This is a genomic window from Mycobacterium sp. (assembly GCF_025965855.1).
GTDB lineage: Bacteria > Actinomycetota > Actinomycetes > Mycobacteriales > Mycobacteriaceae > Mycobacterium.
The window spans coordinates 15,479-38,992 of sequence record NZ_JAOPWB010000218.1 but is presented as its reverse complement, the minus strand read 5'-3'; the positions used below and the strand labels follow the sequence as shown (position 1 = coordinate 38,992).

The following is a 23,514-nucleotide window of genomic DNA, read 5'->3' as shown; positions in this document are numbered from 1 at the left end:
ATCCACGCCCTAGACGCACACTTAAAGCCCTAGACGCCCACTCGGCCCGGCCCGCTACGCCCCTTTGCGGACCACCTGTTCGGCGGCGACGCGCATCCGGTCCGACAATTGAAGCAGGGCATGCTCGCCGACCCCGTGCGGCACCGTGTAGGCCAATTGCCGTAACTCAAGGGCGCAATCGCGCAACTCCTGGCGGAGGCGTGTCTCAAGGGTGGGCATGATTACTTCCTAATACGCGAGGGGACTCGACAAATTCTCGCAGTGTGTACGGGCATCCGCGATGGCAGCGAAGCGTTTTTACGGGAGATTGACAGCGTTTTTACATCAGGTGCCTATTGGTTGAGGCGAGGGTGAACGTAATCGAACTCAACGCGCAGCAGCGCGGCCCGGCGGGTGATGCCGTGCGGGGGCGCGGTGGTCCCGCCGTCGGTCGTGACGTAGGCGACGCGGCCGTGGTCTTGGGGACCGCGCCCCCATGCGGCGCTGGACGGCCCGACGAGCGTTTCGTCGAACGGGTCGCCGGCGATGTGGCGGACTTCGCTGCCGTGCCTCGGCGCCAGCGGGACCCGATCGATAGTGTTGGTGCGATGCCTTGTGACGTAAGCGAATCCGTTGTCCTCGTCGAGGCAGAAGTCGTCGGCGTTGTCGATGGCGGCGACGAATTGTGGCGGCCCGGCCGGATCGAGGCTGGACGAATCCACGGGGACGCGCATGAACACCTGCTGCGCGGTACACGTGTAGTAGAGATAACCGGTCTGTGCGCCGTACCGCACACCGTTGACACCCGGCTGCGGCGGTGGCGGCACGCCGCTGTCGGGATCATCGGCCATGCTGTCGTCGGCGAGCCATACCCGGGCCGTCGCGCCGCGGGCGTCGCCGGCGAGGTCTACGCGCCAGATCAGTCCGGCGAAGCAGTCCGCGACCACCAGCACGTTCGGCCCGAGCAGGCAACTGCCGTTGAGGCCGCGGACACGGTCATCGAAGGTGTAGATGACCTCCGGTGACATCGGCGCACCCGGTGTCCATGCGGCGAAATCGATTCGGACCAAATGCGATTCGTGAGTGGTATAGGCCTCTGTGAGGTTGATGACGAACACGTCGGGCGCGACCTCCGTGATGCCGGTGACCGGGTGGTCGAAGCGGTGCACCAGGACGGGTTCCGCCACCGCAGCGGGATCTACGGGTGGAACCCACCACAGTTCCTTCTGCAGGACGGCGGTGATGAGGACGGATCCGTCGGCACGCACGGCGAGGTTTTCCAGGAAGTATTTTTGCGGGAAGAACGCGGCGGGCGTCATCGTGACGGTGGGCAGCGGGGGCAGCGCCATGCTTATTGCTCCAATCCCCGGGCGGAGGCCGGAACGTCGAAGGCGCCCAGCGTCATACACACCATGGTGAACCAGCCCAGCAGCACCGCGACGTCCACGACGCCCGCGTCACCAAGCAACTCCTTGGCCCGCCGGTACAGGCCGAGCGGCACGACACGAGCGGCGACCAACGCCGATGCCAGCTCGTAGACCACCTGCTGGCGCGGGTCGTCGAAAGACGTTGGCAGCCCGGCGATCATCGCTTCAACACGCCGCGGGTGCAGGTGTCCATCGCGCTCGGCGATGATCTCGTGTTCATAGTTGGCGTATGCGCTGCGCCACCGGGCGTTGACGATGGTGGTCGCGATCTCGATCTCGGCCTTCGTCAACGTCGAATCACGCTGGAAGTACGCACCGGTCGGGACGATCGTCTTGGACAGCGTGGGGTTCGCGAGCCATATCCTGTGCGGACCGGGGACCAGCCCCCGCAGTTCGCGGGTGAAGTCGTACGCCTCTTTCATCTGTGGTGACATCTCGTCGACCGGTGTTTCGACGAACCGGCCGAACGTGCCGAAGTCGGATGTGTCAGTCATCCGATCAGAATTACCGCGGTGCCGGGCACTCGAAACAGGATCGTCAGCACCGCGCACACTGGCGGCCACCCATCTGAAACGGGTCAAACGGTCGCAGGCTGCGACTCGATTCGATCAAGGGTGCGCGGCGACGAACGTTTCGTTCGGCACGCTGGTGGCGAGCCCCTCGACATCGAACGGCTCGTCGAGGCGGGCGTGCAGCTTCGCGGGGTCGATGAGGAGGCTTATCTCAGCGGTCTGGCGAGCAAACATGCGTCCGAAAAGCGGGTAGAGCCAACGCATTAAAGATCGTTCGGAGCGGGCGCAGCGTGCTGAGCAGTAGCCGACGTGGCCCAGCTCGTCGGTGAGTATCTCGGTGTAAAGCCGGTCGATCCGAGCGGCCACGTCTGGCTCGTCGGCGAACAACTCGACGCCTGCGCTGCGCAACTCGTCAAACATGATGCAGCCCGCCATTTCCGCCGCGCCCACGAACGGGAATCCGATTCGCTCGGGCAGAAAGACTTCCATCTTGACGAATTGCCGCATTACGAATGGCGGCACCACGACCTGGAACGGCAGACCGAACATGTCCAGCACGTAGGCCAGCAGGCGGGTGTGGTAGTGCTCCTCGAGCGCGAGATACACCCGCTCGGGCGGCTGGTCCTCGCCACCGATCCGTCCGTAGGTATCGCCCAAGTGACTGACCGAGGTTCCGAATTCCTCCAGGAGAACGTGACCGCGCGTGACGCCCTGGCTCAACCGGACTCGGCAGGCGTGGGAGCTTCGCCGAACCGTGCCAAAACCAGTGTTCCGGACACCGCCACAACGAATCCCGCGATCACCAGCCAGCCGAGACCGTCGCGAGCGGTGTCACCCAGCCATACGACCCCGACGATCGCGGGAGCGATCGTTTCACCGACGACCATCGCGGCCACAGTGGTGGTCACCGATCCGCGGTGTAAGGCGGAGGTGAGCAAGAGGAATCCCGCGGCGCCGCCTCCGGCCGCCGCGTACAGAGCCGGCTGGGTGTAGAAGGCGGCCTTGGTCGGATCGATCACGTCGACCAGGCGCACGCCGATCTCGACGACCCCGAACCCGCTTCCGGCGCCAAGGCCAAGGGCAAGCGCGCGCTCGCGATCAGGCAACCGGCCTGCGGCGGCACCAGCGATGAATACTCCGGCGACCACACCGATCAACGCCCAGCCGAGTCCGGCCGGGGCGTGACGAAAGTGCCCCGGCCCGGCCGCGCAGGCCAGCACGGCGAGGCTCATGCAGACCACCCCGACCGCCGTCCACTCGGCCCGTGAAAGCCGCGCCGACAGCACCCACGCGGATACGATGCCGGTGACCGCGATGGAGGCGGCCAGCGCCGCGGCGACGACATAGATCGGCACCAACCGCAGCGCCATCACCTGAAGCAGAAAACCGAGGCCGTCAAGACCGATGCCGGCGAGATAGCGCCACTGCCGCGCGGCGCGCATCAGCAAGACCGCGTCAACGCCCGACTTGCTTGCGGGTTCGACCGATCGTGTCGCGACGGCCTGCAATACCGAGGCGGTCCCGTAGCACACCGAGCAACCCAGCGCGAGCAGGAACCCGATGAGCACAGACCGACAATACGAGACATCAACGGGTTTGCCGTATGAAGGGACGGGGATGGACGACATCGAGGGCAAAGTCGTGGCGATCACCGGCGCGAGCAGCGGGATCGGCGAGGCGACCGCGCGTCTGCTCGCCGAGCGCGGCGCCAGCGTGGTCCTCGGTGCGCGTCGCGCCGAGCGCCTCGACGGCATCGCACGTGACATTCGCGGCCGCGGGGGCGCGGTCGCCACCCGTCCAACCGATGTCACGCGCCCTGCGGACCTCGAGCGGCTCGTCGGAACGGCCATCGACGAGTTCGGTCAGCTTGATGTCCTGGTGAGCAACGCCGGAATCAGCAAGATCGGGCCGGTGTCGGATCTCGACGTCGGCGGCTGGTCGGCGATGATCGACGTCAACCTGCGCGGAGTGCTGCATGGCATTGCCGCGGCGCTACCGGTATTCGGCCGGCAGGGCCGCGGGCACTTCGTGACGACCGTATCCACCGCCGGGCTGAAAGTCGTGCCCACCATGGCGGTGTACGCGGCCACCAAGAACGCCGTTCGGACTGTCATGGAAGGCCTGCGTCAAGAGTCAACCGACGGTGTGTTACGAACCACCTCGATATCGCCGGGATTCGTCGACACGGAGCTCGACAGTTCCATCGACGATGCAGCGCAGCGTGAGCAGATCCGACGCACCATGAACGACTTCGGCCTCCCACCGGCGGCGGTCGCACGAGCCATCGCATTCGCCATCGAACAACCCCACGAGGTCGAGATCGGTGAGATCGTTCTTCGCCCCACGGCCCAGGGCTAGGAGCGTTCAGTCGCGACGCGATGAACCCCGTCGGCGATTTCTTCTGGCTAGTCCTCTTGGAGGAAAAGCTTGGCGGGCAACAGGATTGGCTCCGCATTCTTGATGGCCGCCATCGGTGACCGCGATGGCGAAGCTGGCGCCTCACAGCTCGGAGATGATGTGGAGGCGCCGCGCGCTGTACTCGGTGTCGGAGATCGCGCCCGCGGCGCGCAACGCCTCGAGTTCCCTGAGGCGCTCCGAAACCGACGCCTGAGCCGCCGATTCCGGCTGCGAGAGCGCTACGGGACGCGCGGGCGCCCCGAAGCCGCGGCTCACGTCCCTACCGCCCCATCCCGCGCCGAGGTTGATGAGGCGTAGCGCAAACAGCACGCCGGCCACGGTGATCGGCAGCCCGAGGTAGAGCATCCACCCCAGCGGCAGGCCGGCTCGGCTCAGCGCGAAATAGCGCGACAGGAGCAACAAAGCGACCAACGCCCCGGACAGCAGGACTGCGGCCTTTGTCTTCATGCGCGAATTCCTCCTTGCCGATCGCTGCCCGCTGCAGCGGCTATGCGGCAAAGTGGAAACCGGGTGCGTGGCTACCGATCCCAACAACCGGCGGTCAAGTCGAGGCCCGGCTTCGCGGGTAGAGGTAATGCAGCACGAGGGCGGTGACCACCCCGTAGCCGAAATGCGGGACCAAATCGCTGATCCAGCCGACGACGCCCCAGGTTCGAGGGTCGGTCACCCCGAGCACGGTCATCGGTCCGTTGGTCCCGATGAGGGCGATCGCCGTCGCGACCAGCGTGGCCACGAATAGCCGCGGGCGCCACCCCAGCGCGTAGGCCAGCCCGAGGATCAGGCCCATCCCGATGCCCGCGGCATACCCGGTCAGCGCGCCAAGGCCGAGCAACCGGTTTGCCAAGACGTCACCGGTTCCCGGCACCGTCAGGCCAAACAGTCTCGCCATCGCTTCGACGGTTCTTTCGGGCGTCGAGCTCGTCGGCCGGCCCCGCACCGCGATGTCCAGATAGGTGATCACGTCGAGCGCGGTGGTGCCGGCGGCCCCGGCGGCGGCGCCGCTCAGCAGTCCCGGCCAAAGCCCCGAGATTCGAGTGGTTTTCATTGCCCACCACCTCACGTGCGGCCCGATTCGGTCGGCGAACACCAATCATGGCAGTAGTGGTGGGAATTAAGCAGAAATCGATTTTCGGCCTAGCGTTCCAAAAATTATGGCTCCTGTTGCCGCGGCGCCACCGGCGGTCCCCAAGCCGAGCAAGCGTTTTGATGGCGTCATATGCTGCCACGCGCCCCCGATCCCCGCGATGTCACTGCAGTCCGCGAGCAGGGCGCCCGCGAGCCATGGTTTGACGGGCCCATTGGTGCGGATCATCGCCAGAAGGCCAAGACCGAGACCGATTTCACGTCCTCCCATACCGCGCAGGAATGCTTGGGCGTCGGGCGCTGCACCACCGTCGCCCGCGAGTATCCGCCCCGCGGTCCCGGGAGTGACTAGCGCGGCCACACCGAAAAGGACGCGGCCTGTTGCGTACAAGGTCAGGGGATTCACCGCGACCGCCCGGTGATCCAGATGCGCGCGCGTTCGACGATGAGATCGGGATCAAATCTGTCCGCGTGCCATTCCGTGGATCGAACCGTGCCCCTGGGACCGTATCGCTGCATGATGCCGACGTGCTGGGGCAAACCGATGAACCGCTCCAGGTCTTCCTGGCCCAGCCAAACCGATATCGAACCACCGATTGCTCTTGCGGGGAGCGACCATAACCAGAGCCCGACAGCTCCGGGCATGGCGTACCAGCCCATGCGCAACCGTAGGCCTTTGAGCACCACCCCAGGCAGATCACGGAGATGATCGGAGGCGAATTCCGTGACGCTGACAACGACGGGCCTGTCGAGCGGGTTGACCGGCCCAGGCATCCACGGGGTGAGTACCGGGACCGCCAGCGCAGTGGCGGCGGTGTTTGTTCGTTGCACCCTTTCAGCTTGGCCGTACGATTGGTTCGTGTCAGGATCCAATTCAGATATTTCTGAACGGACCAATTCGCCCGTCCCGGGCTTTCCGGACATCCTGCTCGCGTTGGACAGATCTGGGCGAGGGGGGCTGCGCGAGCAGCTGCAGCACCAATTGCGGCTGGCGATCCAGCAGGGTCGATTACCGGTCGCTGCACCGCTTCCACCGTCGCGAACACTGGCACGCGAACTCGGGGTTGCACGGAGCGTTGTCGTCGACGCATACGAACAGCTCGCGGCTGAAGGCTATCTGGGCGCCCGGCAAGGATCCGGAACACGCGTGTTGCCCACCACCAAACCGGTTCTCGCCGATCCCACGCTCCACGCCGCAGCGCCGCACACGGTCCGTCTCGTCGGCGGCTTGCCCGACCCCGCTCTCTTCCCGCGAGCCGAATGGCTTCGCCACTACCGCTGGGCGCTCAGCACCGTGCCCAATCAGCGGTTGGGTTACCCGGGCCCGCTTGGCGAGGCATCGCTGCGAGAAGCGCTCACCCACTACGTCACTCGCGTACGTGGCGCCGTCGCCCGGTCCGACCGTTTACTGATCACATCCGGCCTGACTCAGGCGATCGTGCTGCTATGCCGAGCTTTGCGGAAGCGCGGTGCCGAAGCGATCGCGATCGAAGACCCCGGTTTTGGGTTCCACAGGGAGGCGATCGCCAACACCGGTCTTCGAGTGGTGCCCATCCCGGTAGACGACGAAGGCCTCGACGTTGTCGGGCTGGCCGAACACGACGTCGCCGCCGTGCTCGTCGCGCCGGCACACTCCTACCCGACCGGCGCACTTCTCAGCCCGGCGCGGCGGACAGCTCTCATCGAATGGGCTCACACCAAGGATGCGCTGATCATCGAAGACGACTACGACGCCGAGTTCCGGTATGACCGCGCGCCCATTGGTGCCCTCCAGGGACTCGCACCCGAGCGTGTTGTGTATGCCGGGTGCGCGAGCAAAACCCTAACTCCCGCACTCCGACTCGGTTGGATGACCCTGCCCGGCCGGATTGTCGAGGACGTGGTTCAACAGAAGCTGCTCGATGACATGGGAACCACCATGCTCGAACAGATTGCGCTCGCGCGATTCATCGACACCGGTGGCCTGACCCGACATCTCCGTCGGGTGCGTCCAATCTATCGTCGCCGACTCGGCACTGCGCTCGGCGCACTCGCGGTATCGATGCCCGACGCCGTGCCCAAGCGCGTAGGGGCGGGTCTTCACCTGTACTTGCAACTACCGGACTGGTGCGACGAGTTGTGTCTGGTTGACTCCGCCTACAAGCGAGGCCTCGTCATCGAGGGAGCCAGTTGGCACTGGTCGGTTCCGCGCTCGGCTCCACCGGCACTCGTAGTGGGCTACGGCGCTATCGATGAGCCGACGATCCGCGCCGGGTTGACGACGCTCGCGTCGATCTATCGGGAACAGGACGCCCACCACCCAAACCGGCGCCAGAAATCAACCCCGGTTCAAAAGCCCTGACTCGTGGTCGCGACACATTCCGTGTCGCTGTGCGCATCCCGCGATATGAAACTACAGTTGGTGGCCGTGACGATTCGCGTGGCCAGGACGGCGGCCGCGGTCTGCGGTGGCGCCGCTGTGGTATTTGCGGTTGGATTGGGCTTCCGTGGCGGGCAGGCCGGTGCTGACGAGCCACCGAGCGGCGTAACGGCCCCGTCGTCGAGCGTGGCGCCCACCGCCGGCGACGGCGGCGGCGCGATTTCGGTGCAACCCGTTGGCGGGGGCGGCTGCATCATCGGCCTGAACTGTGGCTGCATTCCGCGTCGCACCTGCCCGACGCCGCACGCGCGTCCGGGCACCGGTGACGCCAACCAACACAACGCACCGGCCCCGCAGAATCCTTAGCGACCGGACTTCCCGACTGAACGACGAACGCTTTTCCTATCATTTGGGCATGAGCACCGGTGGGCTGGATACCGTAGGCTCGCCGGCATTCACCGACGAGGACCCGGCCCTGTTTCGCGCCGCCGGCTGGTGGTCGGATGCCACGCTGTCCGACGCGGTACGTCGTAACGCCCAATCGACGCCGGACCTTCCCGGCTACGTCGACCATCCCGGACGGTCGCTCAGCTGGCGAGAATTCGACGATGCGGCAAGCGAATTGGCCGAGCTGCTGGCCGGGGTCGGTGTGGTGCGCGGGGATCGGGTGGCGGTGTGGCATGGCGATTCCACCGCCATCCACGTGCTGTTCGTCGCGATCGAACGGTGCGGCGCCGTCGTGGTCGGTATCGGCGCACGCGCCGGAACCCGCGAGGTCGCCGAGATACTGCGCAATTCGCGGCCAAAGGTCTTGATCAGCGATCCACAGCGCAGCCCCGCCGCGGCGGGTGTGGCCGGCGAATCGCCGTTGTCCGCGCTGGTCCTGGACGGTGATCCCGGTGCGCTGCGGCTGAGCGTTCACGCGCAGCCGAGGGCGGTGGGCGTGGAATCACAGCTGGGGCCCGACGACGTGTTCCTGATCAACTCCACTTCCGGGACGACCGGCCTGCCCAAATGCGTGGTGCACACACAAAACCGTTGGTACTACTTTCACCAGAAGGCGGTCGCCAACGGGTTGCTGACTTCGGACGACGTCTTCCTGCCGGTCATACCGACGCCGTTCGGGTTTGGAATATGGACCAGCCACACCACGCCGATCTATCTCGGCGCCACCGCGGTGATCCTGCCGCGGTTCACCGCGCGTGCGGCGTGTGAGGCGATCGCCCACCACAAGGTCACCGTACTGTGTTGTGTCAGCACGCAATTGACGATGCTGATGGCGCACCCGGCTTGCCGCGATCACGACCTGAGTTCGCTGCGTGTCGTTTTCGGCGGCGGCGAGGCGTTGCCGTTCCGGCCCGCCGCGGAGTTCGAGGAACTCACCGGCGCGAAGATCCTGCAGTTTTACGGCTCGAACGAGACTGGGTTGCTCAGCGCGACCACGGTCGACGACCCCCGCGAACGCCGGCTCCGCACGGGCGGCCGGATCGTTCCCGAAATGGCGGTCCGGCTCTTCGACGGCGATCAAGACGTCACCGAGACCGGGCGCGGCCAGCCCGCGTGCCGGGGCCCGGCGACCAGCCTCGGGTACCTGGGCGGGACCGACCACGACAAGCTATTCACCCCCGACGGGTGGATGCGCATGGGCGACATCTGCGAGATCGACGCGGACGGCTATCTCAGCGTCACCGGCCGCACCTCCGATTTCATCCTGCGCGGCGGAAAGAACGTCAGCGCGGCGCAGGTCGAGGACGCCGTCACGACCCACCCGGCGATCGCGGTAGCGGCAGCGGTCGCAATGCCCGATCCGGTGTTCGGTGAAAAGGTCTGCCTTTACGCCGAACTCGCCGACTCCCAGACCATCGACCTGCCCGAGCTCGTCGGGCACCTGTTGGCGCTGGGAGTCTCCAAGGAACTGCTGCCCGAACGACTCATCGTGGTTGACGAGCTTCCCCGGTCGTCCGGCGGCAAGATTGCCAAAGGCCAGCTCCGCGAGGATATTCGAATCAGGACGGAGGCGGATCATGAACGCTCCTGACGCACGTCGAGGTGGCCTCGAGGTCTGGTCGCCATCGGTGGTGCCCCCGATCGGCGTCGAGCTGTCCAACGAGCAGGCGCTCGCCGTCGCCTTCCGGCACCTCGCCGCCATCGGATTCGCCGAGAACATGGCCGGACACATCACGTGGCAGCTCGACGGCCAAACGGACATGTTCGTCAATCCGTGGGGGCTGTGGTGGCAGGAGCTCACCGCCTCAGACATCTGCATGGTGGACAGCGACGCAAGGGTGGTCCGAGGTCGATGGGATGTCACCCCGGCCATCCACATCCACACGGAACTGCACCGCGTCCGCGACGACGCCCGGGTGGTCATTCACAACCACCCCTATTACGTATGCGTGCTCGCCGCGCTGGGCAGGCTCCCCGAACTGGTCCACCAAACCGGTTCGCTATACCTCGACGACCTGTGCCTGGTCGACACGTACGACGGGGAGATCGACAGCCCGGCCCGCGCGGCGGACCTCGCCGCGCGCATCGGGGGCGCGAACCTCACGATCCTGGCCAACCACGGTGTCATCGCCACCGGTCGCAGCCTGCCGGAAGCCGTCTACCGGGCGGCGTCGATCGAACGGGTATGCAAGCTGGCCTATGACGTCATGCTCACCGGCCGGGAGCCGGCGAAGATGAACTGGTCGGACATGGCCGGCATGCAACGGTCGCTGATCGAACGCGCCGCCGACGTGTACTGGGCGGGGGCGGCGCGGATGACCATCAAGGCCGGTCCCGATGTCCTCAAGTGAGTGTGCACGCGGGGCGGCGACACGCCGACCGACGTCGCTGGCAGCGCCCACCGAAAGCCGTCATCGCACGCTCGATTTGCACGACCCTGGCCCGCAAGGAGAGTGACGAGTGAAATCGATCGATGAGCTGGCGGGTGACCTGAACTTCACCACGGCAAAGACCGGGCATGATCGCTCGGTCACTTTGCTGCCGGATCCGCCGCGGGCGCGGCGCCGCTACCCGGTGATCTCGGTGGACGACCACATCGTCGAACCGCCGGATACCTTCACCGGCCGCCTGCCGCGAAAGTTCGCCGACCGCGCCCCAAAGGTCGTGGAGACCGGGAACGGGGGACAGACCTGGGTCTACGACGGCCGGGAACTGCCCAATGTCGGATTCAACGCCGTGGTCGGGCGGCCGGTGGCGGAGTACGGATTCGAGCCGGTCCGGTTCGACGAGATGCGCAGGGGTGCGTGGGATATCCACGCGCGTGTCACAGACATGGATCTGAACGGCATATACGCCTCGCTCAATTTTCCTTCGTTCCTGCCGGGGTTCGCCGGCCAGCGGCTGCAGCAGGTCACCAAGGATCGCGACCTGGCGTTGGCCTCCGTGCGGGCCTGGAACGACTGGCACCTCGAGGTCTGGGCGGGTTCATATCCCGCACGCATCATTCCCTGCCAATTGCCGTGGCTGCTGGACCCCGAGCTCGGCGCGAAGATGATCTATGAGAACGCCGAACGCGGTTTTCACGCCGTCACCTTCAGCGAGAACCCGGCGATGCTCGGATTGCCGAGCATTCACTCCGGCCACTGGGACCCGATAATGGCCGCGTGCGCCGAGACGGACACCGTCGTGAACCTGCACATCGGGTCGTCGGGATCCTCGCCGTCCACCACCGACGATGCGCCGCCGGATGTCCAGGGCGTGCTGTTCTTCGCCTACGCCATTTCCGCGGCGGTCGACTGGTTGTATTCCGGCCTGCCCAGCAGGTTCCCCGACCTGAAAATCTGTCTGTCGGAAGGCGGAATCGGCTGGGTTGCTGGGCTGTTGGATCGCCTCGACCACATGCTCAGCTACCACGCGATGTACGGCACCTGGCAAGCCCTTGGCGAAAGCTTGACTCCCGCAGAGGTTTTCACCCGGAATTTCTGGTTCTGCGCAGTGGAGGACAAGTCGTCGTTCGTGCAGCGCGACCGGATAGGCGTGGACAACATCATGTTGGAAGCCGATTACCCGCACTGCGACTCCACCTGGCCGCACACCCAAGAAACGATCCACGAGCAGATCGGCGATCTGCCGCCGGACGTGATACGTAAGTTCAGCTGGGAGAACGCGTCTCGGCTCTACCGCCACCCGGTGCCGGTCGAGGTCCAGCGCAATCCCGAGGCGTTCTAAACCTTCTCGCGCTGACGCTCGCGGGGGCAGGGGCAGTCGGCCTCGTAGAGCGCCGACTCGGCGCCGCCCGAATAGCGGTGTGACGCGGCCACCGTCGACGACGACGCCGACGGCAGGGAGGCGTCCTTCGGGCATGCCGGCGCCACGATCCAGTCCATGAACTGCCATATTGCGGCCACCAAAGCGATCAACAGCAGCGCCGTCGCGATCGCGTGGACCAGCAGGTAGTAGCGGTATTCGGATGCGGATTGCGGTGAACCATCGCCAGCAGCAACCGTTTTGAACGTCGCTATTCCCATCAAGACAGGCCTCCTCTTCGACCTACGGCGTCCCCGCCACAACTACTGCTCGATAGTCCTTCGGAGCGACGCCTCGATCGGATTGCGAAAATGTCGCGCCCGCTGAGCGCGACGCGTAAAAGCGCTGGTCGTCGCGCGCATGCGTTTTGAACCGCCGACCTTTGGGTAGCCGACCGGGCACGTCGGTCGTCGCGTCCAGTGCCCGATCGTCTATAAAGCTGTGGGGATTGGCAGGGCGAATGAACACCCTCGCGTTGCTTTCTGGCCGCTACGAGGTGCGGGGCAGGCTTGGCCTCGGTGGCATGGCCGAGGTTCGCGACGGCTGGGACACCCGACTAAATCGCCCCATCGCCATCAAGCTCTTGCACCCGGCGTTCAACGCGCAACCCGACATTCGGAGCCGATTCGACGGGGAGGCGCGCGCGGCCGCCGCGCTGAACCAACCGAACATCGTCGCGGTCTACGACAGCGGCGAGCACGACGGCATCCCTTTCATCGTGATGGAACGGTTGCCCGGCGACACCCTCGCCGACCAGATAGCTCGCGGTCCCCGTCCATACCCGCAGGTCCGGGCCGCGCTCGACAACGTTCTCGCCGCACTGACCGCCGCGCATTGCGCGGCCATCCTGCATCGGGACATCAAGCCCGGAAACATCCTGGTCGGTGCCGACGGCGAGATCGTGAAGGTCGCGGACTTCGGGATCGCCAAGACCCGGGAGGCCGCCCTCACACTGACCGGCCAGGTCGTGGGCACGATCGCCTACTTGAGCCCCCAGCGGCTCGCCGGGGCGCCCGCCTGTGTGGCCGACGACCTTTACGCCGTCGGGGTGGTGGGCTATGAAGCACTTGCGGGCCATCGCCCCTTCCCACACGACAATATGGCCGCACTGGCCCGCGCCATCTTGCATGACCGCCCGCCGCCACTCACCCTGCTACGACCCGACGTCGATGCCGCCCTGATCACCGTGATCGAACGCGCGATGGCGCCGGATCCCCGACAGCGGTTCGGCAGCGCCGGGGAGATGCGGGAAGTCCTGCACGGCCGTCGGACCGCGAGCACGCCCGGCGTGCCGGTCGCCGCGCCGCGGCGCCCGGCCACCAAGGTGCTCGAGATGCCGCTGCCGCCGCCGGTAGCCAATCCGTTTGTGCCCCCACGGGTTCCACGGATGGCAGGCCGCACAAAGAAGGTGCTCGCAGCCCTCGCGGTCTTGGCGGCAATGATCGTTGTCCCGTTCGCGATCGCGTTCGATCCCGCGCCCTCGCACGCACCCGCCAATCCGGTGACCACGAGCAGTCCGTCGCCGGTGCCCGTCAGCAATCCGGTGCCCCCGCCCCCACCCACCGAACAACCCCCGGTTCCGCCACGGCGCGGCCCTGGTAAAGGCCACGGCAAGGGACACGGCGGCGACGGCGGAGATTAGGCTTCCGCGAGCTGCTAAATGCCAGTGCGGCAAGGAATCTGGTTGCTGGCGCCTCAGCCGACGACCCGCACTGAGCACAATCCGCAAATAGCTCAAAATCGCTTGTTGCGTGGCTATTGCGCACAAGAGCGCCAGCGCCGTCGTCCATCCGTAGCTTCGAGTGCAACAAGGTGTCGGGATCCCCTCGACATAGACACCGACCAGGAGCCCACCGTGTTCACTCAGCCGGAACTGACTACGGGATCAAACGCGTACGGTGGGACAACTGCCGCTCGCCCGCAACGACTGCCCGCCACGTGCGATGGCTATGTCGAGCGCACGGTGATCGCCAGTGACGGCGTGCGGCTGGCGGTCCGTGACTACGGCGCCGCCGGTACCCGCGAACACACCGTCGTCCTGCTGCACGGCCTGTGCCTGACGCAGTCCAGCTGGGCACTTCAGGTCCGTCACCTGGTCCGCCGGTGGGGCAACAGCGTGCGAATCATCACCTACGATCAGCGCGGACACGGCCGTTCGACCGGCGCCGACATGCACACCTACCGGATCGACCGGCTCGCCGCCGACCTCGCCGACGTCCTGACGGTTCTGCGCGTGAACGGGCCGCTGACGCTGGCGGGGCACTCGATGGGCGGGATGACGGCGCTGGCCTACCTGGGCCGCCCCGCCGCCGATCGCCCGGTGGAACCGCAGGGCCTCGTCCTGGTCGCCAGCGCGGCCGGCCGACTCGCCGAACGGGGGCTCGGCCGCCTGCTGGCCACCCGCGCCACGGGAGCGCTGTTCGACCTCGTGCACCACATGCCCCGACGCGCGACGGACCAGGCGATCAACGGGCTGGTGCGGCCCTTCTGCGAAGGCATCATCAAATATTCCGGCGTCGAGCGGTATGGCGCCGCGGCGGTCACCCAATCCGCGATCCGCACCATTTCATTGACGACCGCGGCCGGCTTCCTTCCCAGCCTGAAGCGATACGACCAGTACGACGCGCTGGCCGCGATCGCCGCCAACACGGTCGTCATCAGCGGCGGAGCGGACCGAACCACCCCGGCCGACCACGCACGCGACCTTGCGGCGGCCATCCCGGGTGCCACGCACCTGCGCCGGCCCACCGCCGGGCACATGCTGCTCGAAGAGGACGCACAGTGCGTCAGCAACGCGATCGACGGCGTGATGTCCATGCGGCGTCGGCCCGCCCGGGGTGCGGCCAGTTGAATGCGGTCGCCGAAAGTCCCAACGCGGAGCGCTCAATATTATGGCCGTGCAAATTCTTTTCATTTGCTGTGCGGGAACGGGCGCGGCTCGCTAACGTCGGACCATCAGCAATTGGCTGTATCCCTTGCCTCAAGGGTGGAAGCGCACTGGAGGTGCCTGATGAGGAAGACCGTTGCCGCCGGTGTCCTGGCGTTCTGTGGACTGATGACCACCGGCGTAGGTATCAGCAACGCTGACGAAATCCAAGTGGAGGGCAACTACTCGACTCAAGCCGCATGCATGGTGGACGGCCCCCACGTCGAGGTGAACCATCCCGGCACCTTTACCCATTTCTCCTGCGTCGAGCATCCCGACGGCCTGTGGTACCTGTACCTGAGCAACTGAATTCCCCGACCGGCCGGTAGACGGTCAGAGGCCGGAGGCCAATCGCCGCAGAATGTCGGCCGCGGGCTCGGCGGTGGCGTGCCGATACCCGGTGCCCGCCCACAGATGGACGTAGTCGGGTTTGCCCGCGGCAGCGGCGGCTTTGCGCATCGGGCTGGTGAGGTAGTGAATCGCCGGATAGCCCAGCGGCGCCTCCGCCTCGTGGGCGTCGATGAACGCATTGCGCAGGCCGCGGGCCGGGCGGCCGGTAAAGGCCCGGGTGATCACCGTCTCGGTGTAAGCGGGATCGGTGAGGGCCGCCTGGTGGGTGGCCGAGGCGCCGCTTTCGGTGGCGCGTAGCAGAACCGTCCCGACCGCGGCCGCCGCCGCGCCGGCGCGGATCACCTCGGCCACCGCGGCGGGCGTGGCGAGCCCGCCGGCGGCCATCACCGGCAGCGGCACGGTCGCGACGATCTGCTTGACAAGGTCGACGATCGGGACCGGCGTCAACGGTTTGCGCGGCGAGAGCGTGCCCGAATGCCCGCCGGCCGTCGCCGCCTGCACGGCAAGCATGTCGACCCCGGCGTCGCGCGCTTGCGCCGCCTCGTCGGGCGTCGTCACCGTCTGCACCACAACGCTATTGGCCTTTCGCAGGGCGGCGATCACGTCGCGCGGCGGTATCCCGAAGGTGAAGGAGACCATCGGCACCGGGTCGTCGAGCAACAGCGCGATCTTCTCGTCGAACCCGTCGGTGTCGTCAATCGGCTCGGCTGGCAGAGTCAGGCCAAACTGCTCGGCGTCCTTCTGAACGACTGCGGCGTAGGTGCGGTAGCTGTCGGGGTCGACGGGCAGGGGATTGGGCGCAAACACGTTGATTCCGAAAGGGATTCCCTCGGCACGGATCTTCGTGATCTCGGCTTCGACGGCCTCCACGGTCTTGTACCCGGCCGCCAGCATTCCCAGGGCGCCCGCCTGGTTCGCGGCCGACACCATCGCCGGCGTGGTGGGGCCACCCGCCATCGGGGCAGCGACCAGGGGAATGGACATTCCGAATTGCGCCAACATCTTTGTGCCCCCTCTTTGGTGTCCGAGTGCAGTGTTGCGCCGAATCGAGCTTAATCATGACCATATCGGCGGTAGTGGCATCGCCGGGAATTCGGTCGCGGCCAACCGCCGGCGAGCGTTCGCAGAATGCCGTGTCTACCGGCGTGTCGCCGGACCAACACGCCCGCTCGCGGTGACAGGATCCTTCAGCGTGAAGCGGCCTAACTTTGCGAACCGTTACGAAGCGTCGTGCGGTGCTGCCTTCGCGTTGTGCACGCTGCTGATCGGAGCCTGCGCGAGCAATCCGACCACACCTGCGATGCCGAGCGAGGCGCAAGCGATCATCAACTCAGCGCAGTATGCACACGGTTCGTGGAGCTGGGATGCCGTCGAGCTCGGTTCCGGCAAGATGTTATTTGCCAGCAACGAGAACAAGCTCAACTTTCTGGGTTCAACCACAAAGTTGTTCACCGTCGGCACGTATTACGAAGAGTTCGGGGCTGATTCGACGCTGGAGACGCCGGTGTATGCGACGGGAACACGTTCCGGCGGGACACTGACTGGTGACCTGGTCTTGGTGGGTTCAGGAGACTTTATTCTCGGCGGTCGGGGAGTGCTGGACGGACAGCTGCAATACACCGAACCCGATCATGTCTACGCATATGCGGTGCCGACGGTGAAGCCCGTCGCCGCCAACCCGCTGGCCGGTCTCGACCGGCTCGCCGCAGAGGTCACGGCCGCGGGCATCACGTCGATCAACGGCGATGTGCTGGTGAACGACAAGCTGTGGAACCCGTTCACGACCAAGGAGGGCGTCGTCACCTCGATCATGGTCAACGACAACCTGCTCGACATCCTGATCAACCCCGGGGCGAGCATGGGCGATCCCGTCAAGATGAGCACGATTCCCAGCACGCAATTCTTCACCGTCGACAATCACGCCACCACGGCCGCCGCCGGTGGTCAGTCGACGCTGACCGCAACCCTGCAACCGGATAACCGCGTGGTCATAGCCGGCCGGCTTCCGCTGGGTGCCCCGCAACAGGACCTCGCGCAGTTCGCGCCCAACCCCGCGGCGTACGCGCGGGCGCTGTTCATCGAGGCGCTGCGCCGCGCCGGGGTCACCGTGGACACGCCCCTGCAGGCATCCACGGGAACCCTTCCGCCGGATAGTGATTACACCGCGGCGAACAAGGTCGCATCGCTCACCTCGCCGCCGACGAGCATCCTGACGAGGCTGGTCACCAAGATCAGTGACAACCGAGGGGCCGAGACGCTGCTCTGTCTTTTGGCAAAGAAGGCTGGGTCGCGGGATTGTGACTCCGGGGGCATGCCCGTGGTGATCTCCAAGTTCGCCAAGGCCAACATCGAGCCGGGAACGGTGAACATCTACGACGGGGAAGGCTCCGATCCGGCCTCGGCGACCCCAGCCGCAATGACGCGTTGGCTCGGCTATATCCACGCCCAGTCGTTCGCCGCAGTATTCAAGGCGGGCCTGCCCGACATCGACCACGACGGCAAGATCATGGTGAAAAGCGGCCTGTCGGCGCGACCCGAAATGGGCCCGATGCCAGCCATGTTCGTGGCCGCGGGCCAGGCCGGCTACATGACCACGGCCAGCGGCAAGGACGCGGTGGTGGCCGTCTACGCCCTCAACGGGACATATCGCACCGTCAGCGAAGGTCTCGACGAAGACCTGCCCAACACCGAAAAGGTGCTGAATCAGATGCAACGAGTCAGCTGACGGCATCCCAGCCGCCGCGAGCGTGCGCAAATTGCCGCGATTGTCGGCGTGTCGGCGTACCGACACGCACTCTCGCCGGAGAGTGAGACAGAATCGTTCAGCGTGAAGCGGCCCAACTTTCTAGTAATCGTGGCGGACGACCTCGGATATTCCGATATCGGCGCGTTTGGCGGCGAGATCAATACGCCAAACCTGGACCGGCTGGCCTACGCCGGCGTCCGGTTCACCGATTTCCATTCCGCCCCGGCCTGCTCACCCACCCGGGCGATGCTGTTGACCGGAACCGACCACCACATCGCCGGCATCGGCACGATGCTCGAGGTCGCGATCCCCGAATTCCGGGGCGCCCCCGGTTACGAGGGCTATCTGAACGACCGCGTCGTGGCCTTGCCCGAGCTGCTGCGCGACGCCGGATATCTGACGCTGATGTCGGGTAAGTGGCACCTGGGTGACACCATCGAAACGTCGCCGTGGGCCCGCGGGTTCGAGCGCTCGTTCGCCTTGCTGCCGGCCGGTGCCAGCCATTACGGTCCAGCCACGGGCGGCGGATTCTCGCCCGTGGCAACGCTTTACACCGAGGATGACCGGTTCGTCACCGTCGGCGACGACTTCTACTCCTCCGACTTCTACGCCGACACGCTGCTGCGCTACCTGGGCGAGCGCGCCCAAGATCCGGAAGATGACGACCGACCGTTCTTCGCCTACCTGCCTTTTCAGGCGCCGCACTGGCCGTTGCAAGCGCCCGACGAATCCATCGCGACCTATCACGGCCGCTATGACGCCGGACCGGACGCGCTGCGCGAGGCCCGCCTGGCGGCGCTCAAGAAGCTCGGCCTGTGCCCGCCCGACGTCGTGGCGCACCCGGTCGTGGCCGACGGCGCCCCCGAATGGGCCGACATGACGGACGACGAGCGCGCGCGTTCGGCCCGCAGCATGGAGGTCTACGCCGCGATGGTGGACCGGATGGATCAGAACATCGGCCGAGTGCTCGACTACCTGGCCGACAGCGGCGAACTGGACGACACCGTCGTGATCTTCTTGTCCGACAACGGCGCGGAGGGCGCGATGGTCGAGGCGATGCCGCTGCGCGGCGCCCAAATCGTCGCGCAGATCGAAAAGTACTGCGACAACAGCCTCGACAACCTTGGCCGGCCCACCTCGTTCGTCTGGTACGGCCCACGCTGGGCCCAAGCGGCCACCGCGCCGTCGCGCCTGCACAAGGCGTTCACCACCGAAGGCGGGATCCGGGTGGTGGGCTTCGTCACCTGGCCTGGCTTTACCCGGCAGGCTGAAATCGGCACGGCCTTCACGACCGTCATGGACATCGCCCCGACGGTGCTCGAGCTGGCCGGCATCGCGCATCCCGGCACCGCCTACCGGGGCCGCGACGTCGAACCCATGCGGGGCCGCTCCCTGGTGGCGTATCTGTCGGGCGACAGCGCGGAGGTGCACGGCGCGGACACCGGCACCGGTTGGGAGTTGTTCGGGCGCCGGGCGATTCGTCAGGGCGACTGGAAGGCGGTCTATCTGCCCGCGCCGTACGGTCCGGGCGCCTGGCAGCTCTACGACCTGTCCGACGATCCGGGCGAGATCGACGATCTGGCCGCCTCGCGGCCCGACAAGCTGGCCGAGCTGCTGGCGCTGTGGGACCGCTACGTCGAGGAGACCGGCGTGATCCTCGATCCCGTTTCGGTTTTCGACGCTGACCTGTAGACCCCTGATGGTTGAGACGACCACGTGCGCGATCGTCGGCGGCGGCCCGGCCGGGATGGTCCTCGGGCTGCTCCTGGCCCGGGCCGGCGTGGAGGTCACCCTGCTCGAAAAGCACGGCGACTTCCTGCGCGACTTTCGCGGTGACACGGTGCACCCGACCACCATGCGGTTGCTCGACGAGCTGGGCTTGTGGGAGCGCTTCGCGCAGTTGCCGTTCACCGCGTTGAGCAACGCGAAATTCGAGTCGGACGGGCGCTCGGTGACCTACGTCGACTTCGGGCGCCTGCGCCAGCCCCACCCGTTCGTCGCGATGGTGCCGCAGTGGGACCTGCTGAACCTGCTCGCCGATGTCGCCCAATCCGAGCCGAGCTTCACGCTGAGGATGACAGCGAGGCCACCGGGCTGCTGCGGGAGGGCGGCAGGGTCACCGGAGTGCGCTACCAGGGACCCGAGGGCCCCGGCGAGCTGCGAGCGGAGTTGACCGTCGCGTGCGACGGCCGGGGGTCGATCGCTCGCCGGGAGGCCGGTTTCAAGACACGCGAATACCCGGTGAACTTCGACGTCTGGTGGTTCAGGCTGCCGCGCCACGACGCCGCGCAATTCTCCTTCTTGCCTCGTGTTGCACCCGGCAAGGCGCTGGGCGTGATTCCACGCGAGGGTTACAACCAGATCGCCTACCTCGGCCCCAAAGGGACCGACGCCCAGTTGCGCGCGCGAGGGATAGAGGCGTTCCGCCGGGAGGTCGGCGCGCTGGTGCCCGAGGCGCTCGAGCCGGTGGCGACGCTGACGTCCATGGACGACATCAAGCACCTCGACGTCCGGGTGGATCGGCTGCGTCCCTGGCACATCGGTGGGCTGCTGTGCATCGGCGACGCCGCGCATGCGATGTCCCCGCTGGGAGGGGTCGGCATCAACCTGGCGGTCCAGGACGCCGTCGCGGCCGCGACCATATTGGCCGAACCACTGCGGCAGCACCGGGTCACGCATCGCGACCTGGCGGCGGTCCGCCGCCGGCGGTTGTTTCCGACCGCGGTGACCCAAGCGGTGCAACGGGTGCTGCAAAGACGGCTGCTGGGCCCGCTGCTTCGCGGCGCGGACCCCACACCACCGGCGGCCCTGCTAAGCGTGATGGAGCGGCTGCCGTGGCTGTCGGTTGTGCCCGCGTATTTCATCGGCGTCGGGATCCGGCCCGAGCACGCGCCGGCATTCGCCCGCCGCGGAACCGGCAGCTAAAGGGCGCTCGGTCGGTAGCTGGGCGCCGATTTCGGCGATAGCCGCGGCAGGCGGTGGCCGGATGCTAGCGTCGGGTCCGTGTCAGGAGACGGGAACGCGATCCGCATCGGCATTTTGGGTGCGGCCCGCATCGCACCTTTGGCCCTCGTCACCCCCGCCAAGGAACACAGCCAGGTCGAGGTAGCCGCCGTGGCGGCCCGCGATCCGGCGCGTGGGCGGGCCTTTGCCGCCAAACACGGCATCCCGCGGGTGCACGAAAGCTACGAGGCGCTGATCGCCGACGCGGAGCTCGACGCGGTCTACATTCCGCTGCCGAACGGCTTGCACGGCCGGTGGACCCGGGCCGCACTGGCCGCCGGCAAGCACGTCTTGTGCGAAAAGCCGTTCACCGCCAACGCCGCCGAGGCGCGCGAGATCGCCGAGCTCGCAGCGAATTCGGATCGGGTGGTGATGGAGGCCTTCCACTATCGCTACCACCCGCTGACCCGGCGCGTTGAGGAAATCATCGCCTCGGGCGAGGTGGGCAAGCTCAAGCGGGTTGAGGCCGCCCTGTGCTTCCCATTGCCGAAGTTCTCCGATATCCGCTACAACTACTCACTTGCCGGCGGCGCGCTCATGGACGCCGGGTGCTACGCGGTCCACATGGTCCGCACCTACGGCGGTTCGACGCCGGAAGTCGTTTGGGCAGAGGCGAAATTGCGCGGTCCGCAGGTGGACCGCGCCATGACGGCCGAGGTCAAGTTCGCCGGCGGGCACACCGGCCGGGTCCGCTGCTCGATGTGGTCGTCGCGGCTGCTGCAGATCAGCGCCCGCGTGGTGGGCGAACAGGGCGAGTTGCGGATTTTCAATCCCGTAATGCCGAGCGTTTTCCACCGGCTCACGATCCGATCACCCGACGGCCGGCGCGTCGAGCGTTTTTCGCGGCGCCCCTCCTACGCCTATCAGCTCGACGCCTTCGCCGCCGCGGTGCTGCGCGGGGAACCCGTCAAGACCACCCCACAAGACGCGGTCGAGAACATGACCGTGATCGACGCGATCTATCGCGCCGCCGGTCTTCCGCTCCGCGAACCAAGCTGACCCAGCCCATCGGCCCGGCGGCCGGCTGAGGACTCACGGGACGTCGGCCAACAAGTGGCGCGCCGCCTCGACGCAGGGGCGGAGGCGATCGATCGGGCTGACGCCGGCCAGCGCCAACGATCGTCTCGGCACCTCGATTTCGATCACGATGTCGGGCGGAAGCGCCGAAAGGATGTCGTGCAGCGGTAATTCGCCCTCGCCGGGAACCATGCGCTCAAACATGGCTTCCTCCATGTAGTTGTCGAAGCGTGGCCGCAGCGTCGTGTCGTTGACTTGGGCATACCCGATGTGGTCGGGGTCGATGGCCGCGACATCGGCCGCGCCGGAACCCGATCGCACCAGGTGCATGGTGTCGATCAACAAGCGAAAGTCGGGCCGGGCGACGTGCTCCCGGGCGGCCAGCGCGGTGGGCAGGTCGCCCACGGTCAGGCCCGGTACCGGTTCGACGACGGTCTGGATGCCGCGTTGAGCGGCGAGTTCCGTCAGGATCGCGAACTGGTCGAACGTGCGGCCAAGGTCGGGGTCGAGGCTCACGACGTTGATCCGGGGAACGGCGAGCTCGGCCAGTGCGTCGAGATCGCCTGTGAATTCCTGCATCTCGGCGCCGGGCAAGACCAGGAACCCGTCGCCGAGCGAGATCGTCACGCCACGGTGATTCATCGCGGCCAGCATGCCTCGCCTGAGTGCCGCGTCCTTCAGCGAGAAGGGCTGATAGCCGAGCGGTACCAACGGGAGCCCCCGCACAACGGCCGACATGTACCCGCAACTTAGGTCCGCCGTGAGGTTGACGAATTCCACAGGCGGAAGGCCGAATCCGCCGAGGAAACCGATACCGAGCCGGTCCATGCTAGGCGGGGCGGCCCGCCAATTGGGCCAACTGGTCTGAGGCCTGGGCTGTTTGGGTGGTCAACGCGATCTTCCCGGAGGTCACCTGTTCTTCGATGATCGGCGCCTCCAGAACGAGATCGTCACGGATGAAGGCGACGTGGTCTTGCAGGTGGGCGGCGGTGAAGGCGGCCCAGGCCGCCGCGGACGACGGGTCCATTGTCAGGCTCACCTCGTAGAAACCGGACGAGAGTGACGTGGGCGGGTCCACGTGCGTCAGCCCAAGCCGCATCGTCTCGGGACCCAACGTATAGAGGGTGGTCCGGGCGAGGTCACAGGTAACCAGAACATTGGCCGGCGCCACCGGCGCGCTCGGATTCGTCGCGGAGCACTTGTTGAGGGTGGTCGGCTGTGACTTTTGCACCGGCCGAACCGGCAACGGCTGAATGTTGACCGCGGGCGCCGCCGCTTGGGTCGTCGTGGTCGGCGCGGCGGTGGTCGACGTGGTGGGGGAGGCGCGGTGTTGGGGCGAGTGGCAGCCACACATCACCGCACCGAGTAACAGAGTGCTCGTGAGGCCGCGGGCGCCCATCAAGGGCTTACGCGCCCGGACGTCCGCCATGGCAATCGTC

General features: G+C 66.6%; 23 protein-coding genes and 2 pseudogenes. 13 read left to right on the top strand and 12 right to left on the bottom strand.

Going from position 1 to position 23,514, the window contains the following annotated elements:
* Positions 1-54 precede the first annotated feature (54 nt).
* The 5 genes and pseudogenes from JWP83_RS18610 to JWP83_RS18590 form a co-directional block, all read right to left on the bottom strand.
* Positions 55-219, bottom strand: a complete 165-nt coding sequence (locus JWP83_RS18610) for a hypothetical protein (protein WP_297732778.1) — start codon at positions 217-219, stop codon at positions 55-57.
* 113 nt (positions 220-332) lie between these two features.
* Positions 333-1,328: a hypothetical protein gene (locus tag JWP83_RS18605; RefSeq protein ID WP_297732775.1), complete on the bottom strand. Its 996-nt coding sequence runs from the start codon at positions 1,326-1,328 to the stop codon at positions 333-335.
* Between the two features lie 2 nt (positions 1,329-1,330).
* Positions 1,331-1,900, bottom strand: a complete 570-nt coding sequence (locus JWP83_RS18600; RefSeq protein ID WP_297732773.1) for a carboxymuconolactone decarboxylase — start codon at positions 1,898-1,900, stop codon at positions 1,331-1,333.
* Between the two features lie 114 nt (positions 1,901-2,014).
* Positions 2,015-2,575, bottom strand: a pseudogene (locus JWP83_RS18595) (hypothetical protein); the annotation flags it as partial.
* Positions 2,576-2,634: 59 nt separating this feature from the next.
* Positions 2,635-3,546 carry a DMT family transporter gene (locus tag JWP83_RS18590; RefSeq protein WP_367185651.1) on the bottom strand — a complete coding sequence of 304 codons (912 nt, stop codon included), beginning with the start codon at positions 3,544-3,546 and terminating at the stop codon, positions 2,635-2,637.
* Here JWP83_RS18590 and JWP83_RS18585 point away from each other — a divergent pair.
* Complete coding sequence (locus JWP83_RS18585) at positions 3,536-4,276, top strand: SDR family oxidoreductase (RefSeq protein ID WP_297732883.1); 741 nt, start codon at positions 3,536-3,538, stop codon at positions 4,274-4,276. The two genes, JWP83_RS18590 and JWP83_RS18585, sit on opposite strands and share 11 nt — an antisense overlap.
* 141 nt (positions 4,277-4,417) lie before the next feature.
* On the opposite strand, the gene JWP83_RS18580 is transcribed toward JWP83_RS18585, so the two are convergent.
* The 3 genes from JWP83_RS18580 to JWP83_RS18570 all read right to left on the bottom strand — a co-directional run bounded on the left by JWP83_RS18580 (position 4,418) and on the right by JWP83_RS18570 (position 6,250).
* Positions 4,418-4,783: a hypothetical protein gene (locus JWP83_RS18580; RefSeq protein ID WP_297732768.1), complete on the bottom strand. Its 366-nt coding sequence runs from the start codon at positions 4,781-4,783 to the stop codon at positions 4,418-4,420.
* A 94-nt stretch (positions 4,784-4,877) separates the two neighbouring features.
* Entirely contained in the window at positions 4,878-5,381 is a 504-nt protein-coding gene (locus JWP83_RS18575; RefSeq protein WP_297732766.1) for a hypothetical protein, read from the bottom strand.
* A 440-nt stretch (positions 5,382-5,821) separates the two neighbouring features.
* The gene (locus JWP83_RS18570; protein WP_297732764.1) at positions 5,822-6,250 is read right to left on the bottom strand and encodes a hypothetical protein; all 429 of its coding nucleotides are present in this window, start codon (positions 6,248-6,250) and stop codon (positions 5,822-5,824) included.
* Between the two features lie 28 nt (positions 6,251-6,278).
* On the opposite strand from JWP83_RS18570, the gene JWP83_RS18565 reads away from it, so the two are divergent.
* From JWP83_RS18565 to JWP83_RS18545, 5 genes are all read left to right on the top strand, one after another.
* Positions 6,279-7,760: a PLP-dependent aminotransferase family protein gene (locus JWP83_RS18565; protein ID WP_297732761.1), complete on the top strand. Its 1,482-nt coding sequence runs from the start codon at positions 6,279-6,281 to the stop codon at positions 7,758-7,760.
* A gap of 66 nt (positions 7,761-7,826) precedes the next feature.
* Positions 7,827-8,144 carry a hypothetical protein gene (locus JWP83_RS18560; protein WP_297732759.1) on the top strand — a complete coding sequence of 106 codons (318 nt, stop codon included), beginning with the start codon at positions 7,827-7,829 and terminating at the stop codon, positions 8,142-8,144.
* 49 nt (positions 8,145-8,193) lie between these two features.
* Positions 8,194-9,816, top strand: coding sequence for a class I adenylate-forming enzyme family protein (locus JWP83_RS18555; RefSeq protein WP_297732757.1), 1,623 nt, complete (start codon positions 8,194-8,196; stop codon positions 9,814-9,816).
* The gene (locus JWP83_RS18550) at positions 9,803-10,576 is read left to right on the top strand and encodes a class II aldolase/adducin family protein (RefSeq protein WP_297732755.1); all 774 of its coding nucleotides are present in this window, start codon (positions 9,803-9,805) and stop codon (positions 10,574-10,576) included. Before JWP83_RS18555 ends, JWP83_RS18550 begins: the two co-directional genes overlap by 14 nt.
* 109 nt (positions 10,577-10,685) lie before the next feature.
* On the top strand, positions 10,686-11,954 hold the full coding sequence (locus JWP83_RS18545; protein WP_297732753.1) for an amidohydrolase family protein: 1,269 nt from the start codon (positions 10,686-10,688) through the stop codon (positions 11,952-11,954).
* Here the strand turns inward: JWP83_RS18545 and JWP83_RS18540 are convergent.
* A complete protein-coding gene (locus tag JWP83_RS18540; protein WP_297732751.1) occupies positions 11,951-12,253 on the bottom strand; it encodes a hypothetical protein in 303 nt (100 codons plus the stop codon). The two genes, JWP83_RS18545 and JWP83_RS18540, sit on opposite strands and share 4 nt — an antisense overlap.
* Positions 12,254-12,492: 239 nt before the next feature.
* Here JWP83_RS18540 and JWP83_RS18535 point away from each other — a divergent pair, with 239 nt between their 5' ends.
* The 3 genes from JWP83_RS18535 (at position 12,493) to JWP83_RS18525 (ending at position 15,267) form a co-directional block, all read left to right on the top strand.
* Positions 12,493-13,674 carry a serine/threonine-protein kinase gene (locus JWP83_RS18535; protein WP_297732749.1) on the top strand — a complete coding sequence of 394 codons (1,182 nt, stop codon included), beginning with the start codon at positions 12,493-12,495 and terminating at the stop codon, positions 13,672-13,674.
* 213 nt (positions 13,675-13,887) lie between these two features.
* Entirely contained in the window at positions 13,888-14,883 is a 996-nt protein-coding gene (locus JWP83_RS18530; RefSeq protein ID WP_297732747.1) for an alpha/beta fold hydrolase, read from the top strand.
* 159 nt (positions 14,884-15,042) lie between these two features.
* Positions 15,043-15,267, top strand: a complete 225-nt coding sequence (locus JWP83_RS18525; RefSeq protein ID WP_297732745.1) for a hypothetical protein — start codon at positions 15,043-15,045, stop codon at positions 15,265-15,267.
* Between the two features lie 24 nt (positions 15,268-15,291).
* On the opposite strand, the gene JWP83_RS18520 is transcribed toward JWP83_RS18525, so the two are convergent.
* Positions 15,292-16,311 carry a nitronate monooxygenase gene (locus JWP83_RS18520; protein WP_297732743.1) on the bottom strand — a complete coding sequence of 340 codons (1,020 nt, stop codon included), beginning with the start codon at positions 16,309-16,311 and terminating at the stop codon, positions 15,292-15,294.
* 190 nt (positions 16,312-16,501) lie between these two features.
* On the opposite strand from JWP83_RS18520, the gene JWP83_RS18515 reads away from it, so the two are divergent.
* The 4 genes and pseudogenes from JWP83_RS18515 to JWP83_RS18500 all read left to right on the top strand — a co-directional run bounded on the left by JWP83_RS18515 (position 16,502) and on the right by JWP83_RS18500 (position 22,057).
* Complete coding sequence (locus JWP83_RS18515) at positions 16,502-18,034, top strand: D-alanyl-D-alanine carboxypeptidase (protein WP_297732741.1); 1,533 nt, start codon at positions 16,502-16,504, stop codon at positions 18,032-18,034.
* A 102-nt stretch (positions 18,035-18,136) separates the two neighbouring features.
* Positions 18,137-19,747, top strand: a complete 1,611-nt coding sequence (locus tag JWP83_RS18510) for an arylsulfatase (protein ID WP_297732739.1) — start codon at positions 18,137-18,139, stop codon at positions 19,745-19,747.
* Positions 19,748-19,754: 7 nt separating this feature from the next.
* A pseudogene (locus tag JWP83_RS18505) lies at positions 19,755-20,980 on the top strand (FAD-dependent oxidoreductase).
* A gap of 78 nt (positions 20,981-21,058) precedes the next feature.
* Entirely contained in the window at positions 21,059-22,057 is a 999-nt protein-coding gene (locus JWP83_RS18500) for a Gfo/Idh/MocA family oxidoreductase (protein WP_297732737.1), read from the top strand.
* 33 nt (positions 22,058-22,090) lie between these two features.
* On the opposite strand, the gene JWP83_RS18495 is transcribed toward JWP83_RS18500, so the two are convergent.
* Both JWP83_RS18495 and JWP83_RS18490 read right to left on the bottom strand, forming a co-directional pair.
* Positions 22,091-22,903: a TIM barrel protein gene (locus tag JWP83_RS18495; RefSeq protein ID WP_297732735.1), complete on the bottom strand. Its 813-nt coding sequence runs from the start codon at positions 22,901-22,903 to the stop codon at positions 22,091-22,093.
* Position 22,904: 1 nt separating this feature from the next.
* Positions 22,905-23,504: a preprotein translocase subunit SecD gene (locus JWP83_RS18490; protein ID WP_297732732.1), complete on the bottom strand. Its 600-nt coding sequence runs from the start codon at positions 23,502-23,504 to the stop codon at positions 22,905-22,907.
* Between the last annotated feature and the right edge of the window lie 10 nt (positions 23,505-23,514).

Bases quoted from the DNA above. Each gene is read 5' to 3' on its own strand.
- JWP83_RS18495 (WP_297732735.1), bottom strand. From the start codon at position 22,903: ATGGACCGGCTCGGTATCGGTTTCCTCGGCGGATTCGGCCTTCCGCCT.
- JWP83_RS18525 (WP_297732745.1), top strand. From the start codon at position 15,043: ATGAGGAAGACCGTTGCCGCCGGTGTCCTGGCGTTCTGTGGACTGATG.
- JWP83_RS18610 (WP_297732778.1), bottom strand. From the start codon at position 219: ATGCCCACCCTTGAGACACGCCTCCGCCAGGAGTTGCGCGATTGCGCC.
- JWP83_RS18550 (WP_297732755.1), top strand. From the start codon at position 9,803: ATGAACGCTCCTGACGCACGTCGAGGTGGCCTCGAGGTCTGGTCGCCA.
- JWP83_RS18600 (WP_297732773.1), bottom strand. From the start codon at position 1,900: ATGACTGACACATCCGACTTCGGCACGTTCGGCCGGTTCGTCGAAACA.
- JWP83_RS18540 (WP_297732751.1), bottom strand. From the start codon at position 12,253: ATGGGAATAGCGACGTTCAAAACGGTTGCTGCTGGCGATGGTTCACCG.
- JWP83_RS18520 (WP_297732743.1), bottom strand. From the start codon at position 16,311: ATGTTGGCGCAATTCGGAATGTCCATTCCCCTGGTCGCTGCCCCGATG.
- JWP83_RS18585 (WP_297732883.1), top strand. From the start codon at position 3,536: ATGGACGACATCGAGGGCAAAGTCGTGGCGATCACCGGCGCGAGCAGC.
- JWP83_RS18575 (WP_297732766.1), bottom strand. From the start codon at position 5,381: ATGAAAACCACTCGAATCTCGGGGCTTTGGCCGGGACTGCTGAGCGGC.
- JWP83_RS18555 (WP_297732757.1), top strand. From the start codon at position 8,194: ATGAGCACCGGTGGGCTGGATACCGTAGGCTCGCCGGCATTCACCGAC.
- JWP83_RS18490 (WP_297732732.1), bottom strand. From the start codon at position 23,504: ATGGCGGACGTCCGGGCGCGTAAGCCCTTGATGGGCGCCCGCGGCCTC.
- JWP83_RS18605 (WP_297732775.1), bottom strand. From the start codon at position 1,328: ATGGCGCTGCCCCCGCTGCCCACCGTCACGATGACGCCCGCCGCGTTC.
- JWP83_RS18590 (WP_367185651.1), bottom strand. From the start codon at position 3,546: ATGTCGTCCATCCCCGTCCCTTCATACGGCAAACCCGTTGATGTCTCG.
- JWP83_RS18580 (WP_297732768.1), bottom strand. From the start codon at position 4,783: ATGAAGACAAAGGCCGCAGTCCTGCTGTCCGGGGCGTTGGTCGCTTTG.
- JWP83_RS18535 (WP_297732749.1), top strand. From the start codon at position 12,493: ATGAACACCCTCGCGTTGCTTTCTGGCCGCTACGAGGTGCGGGGCAGG.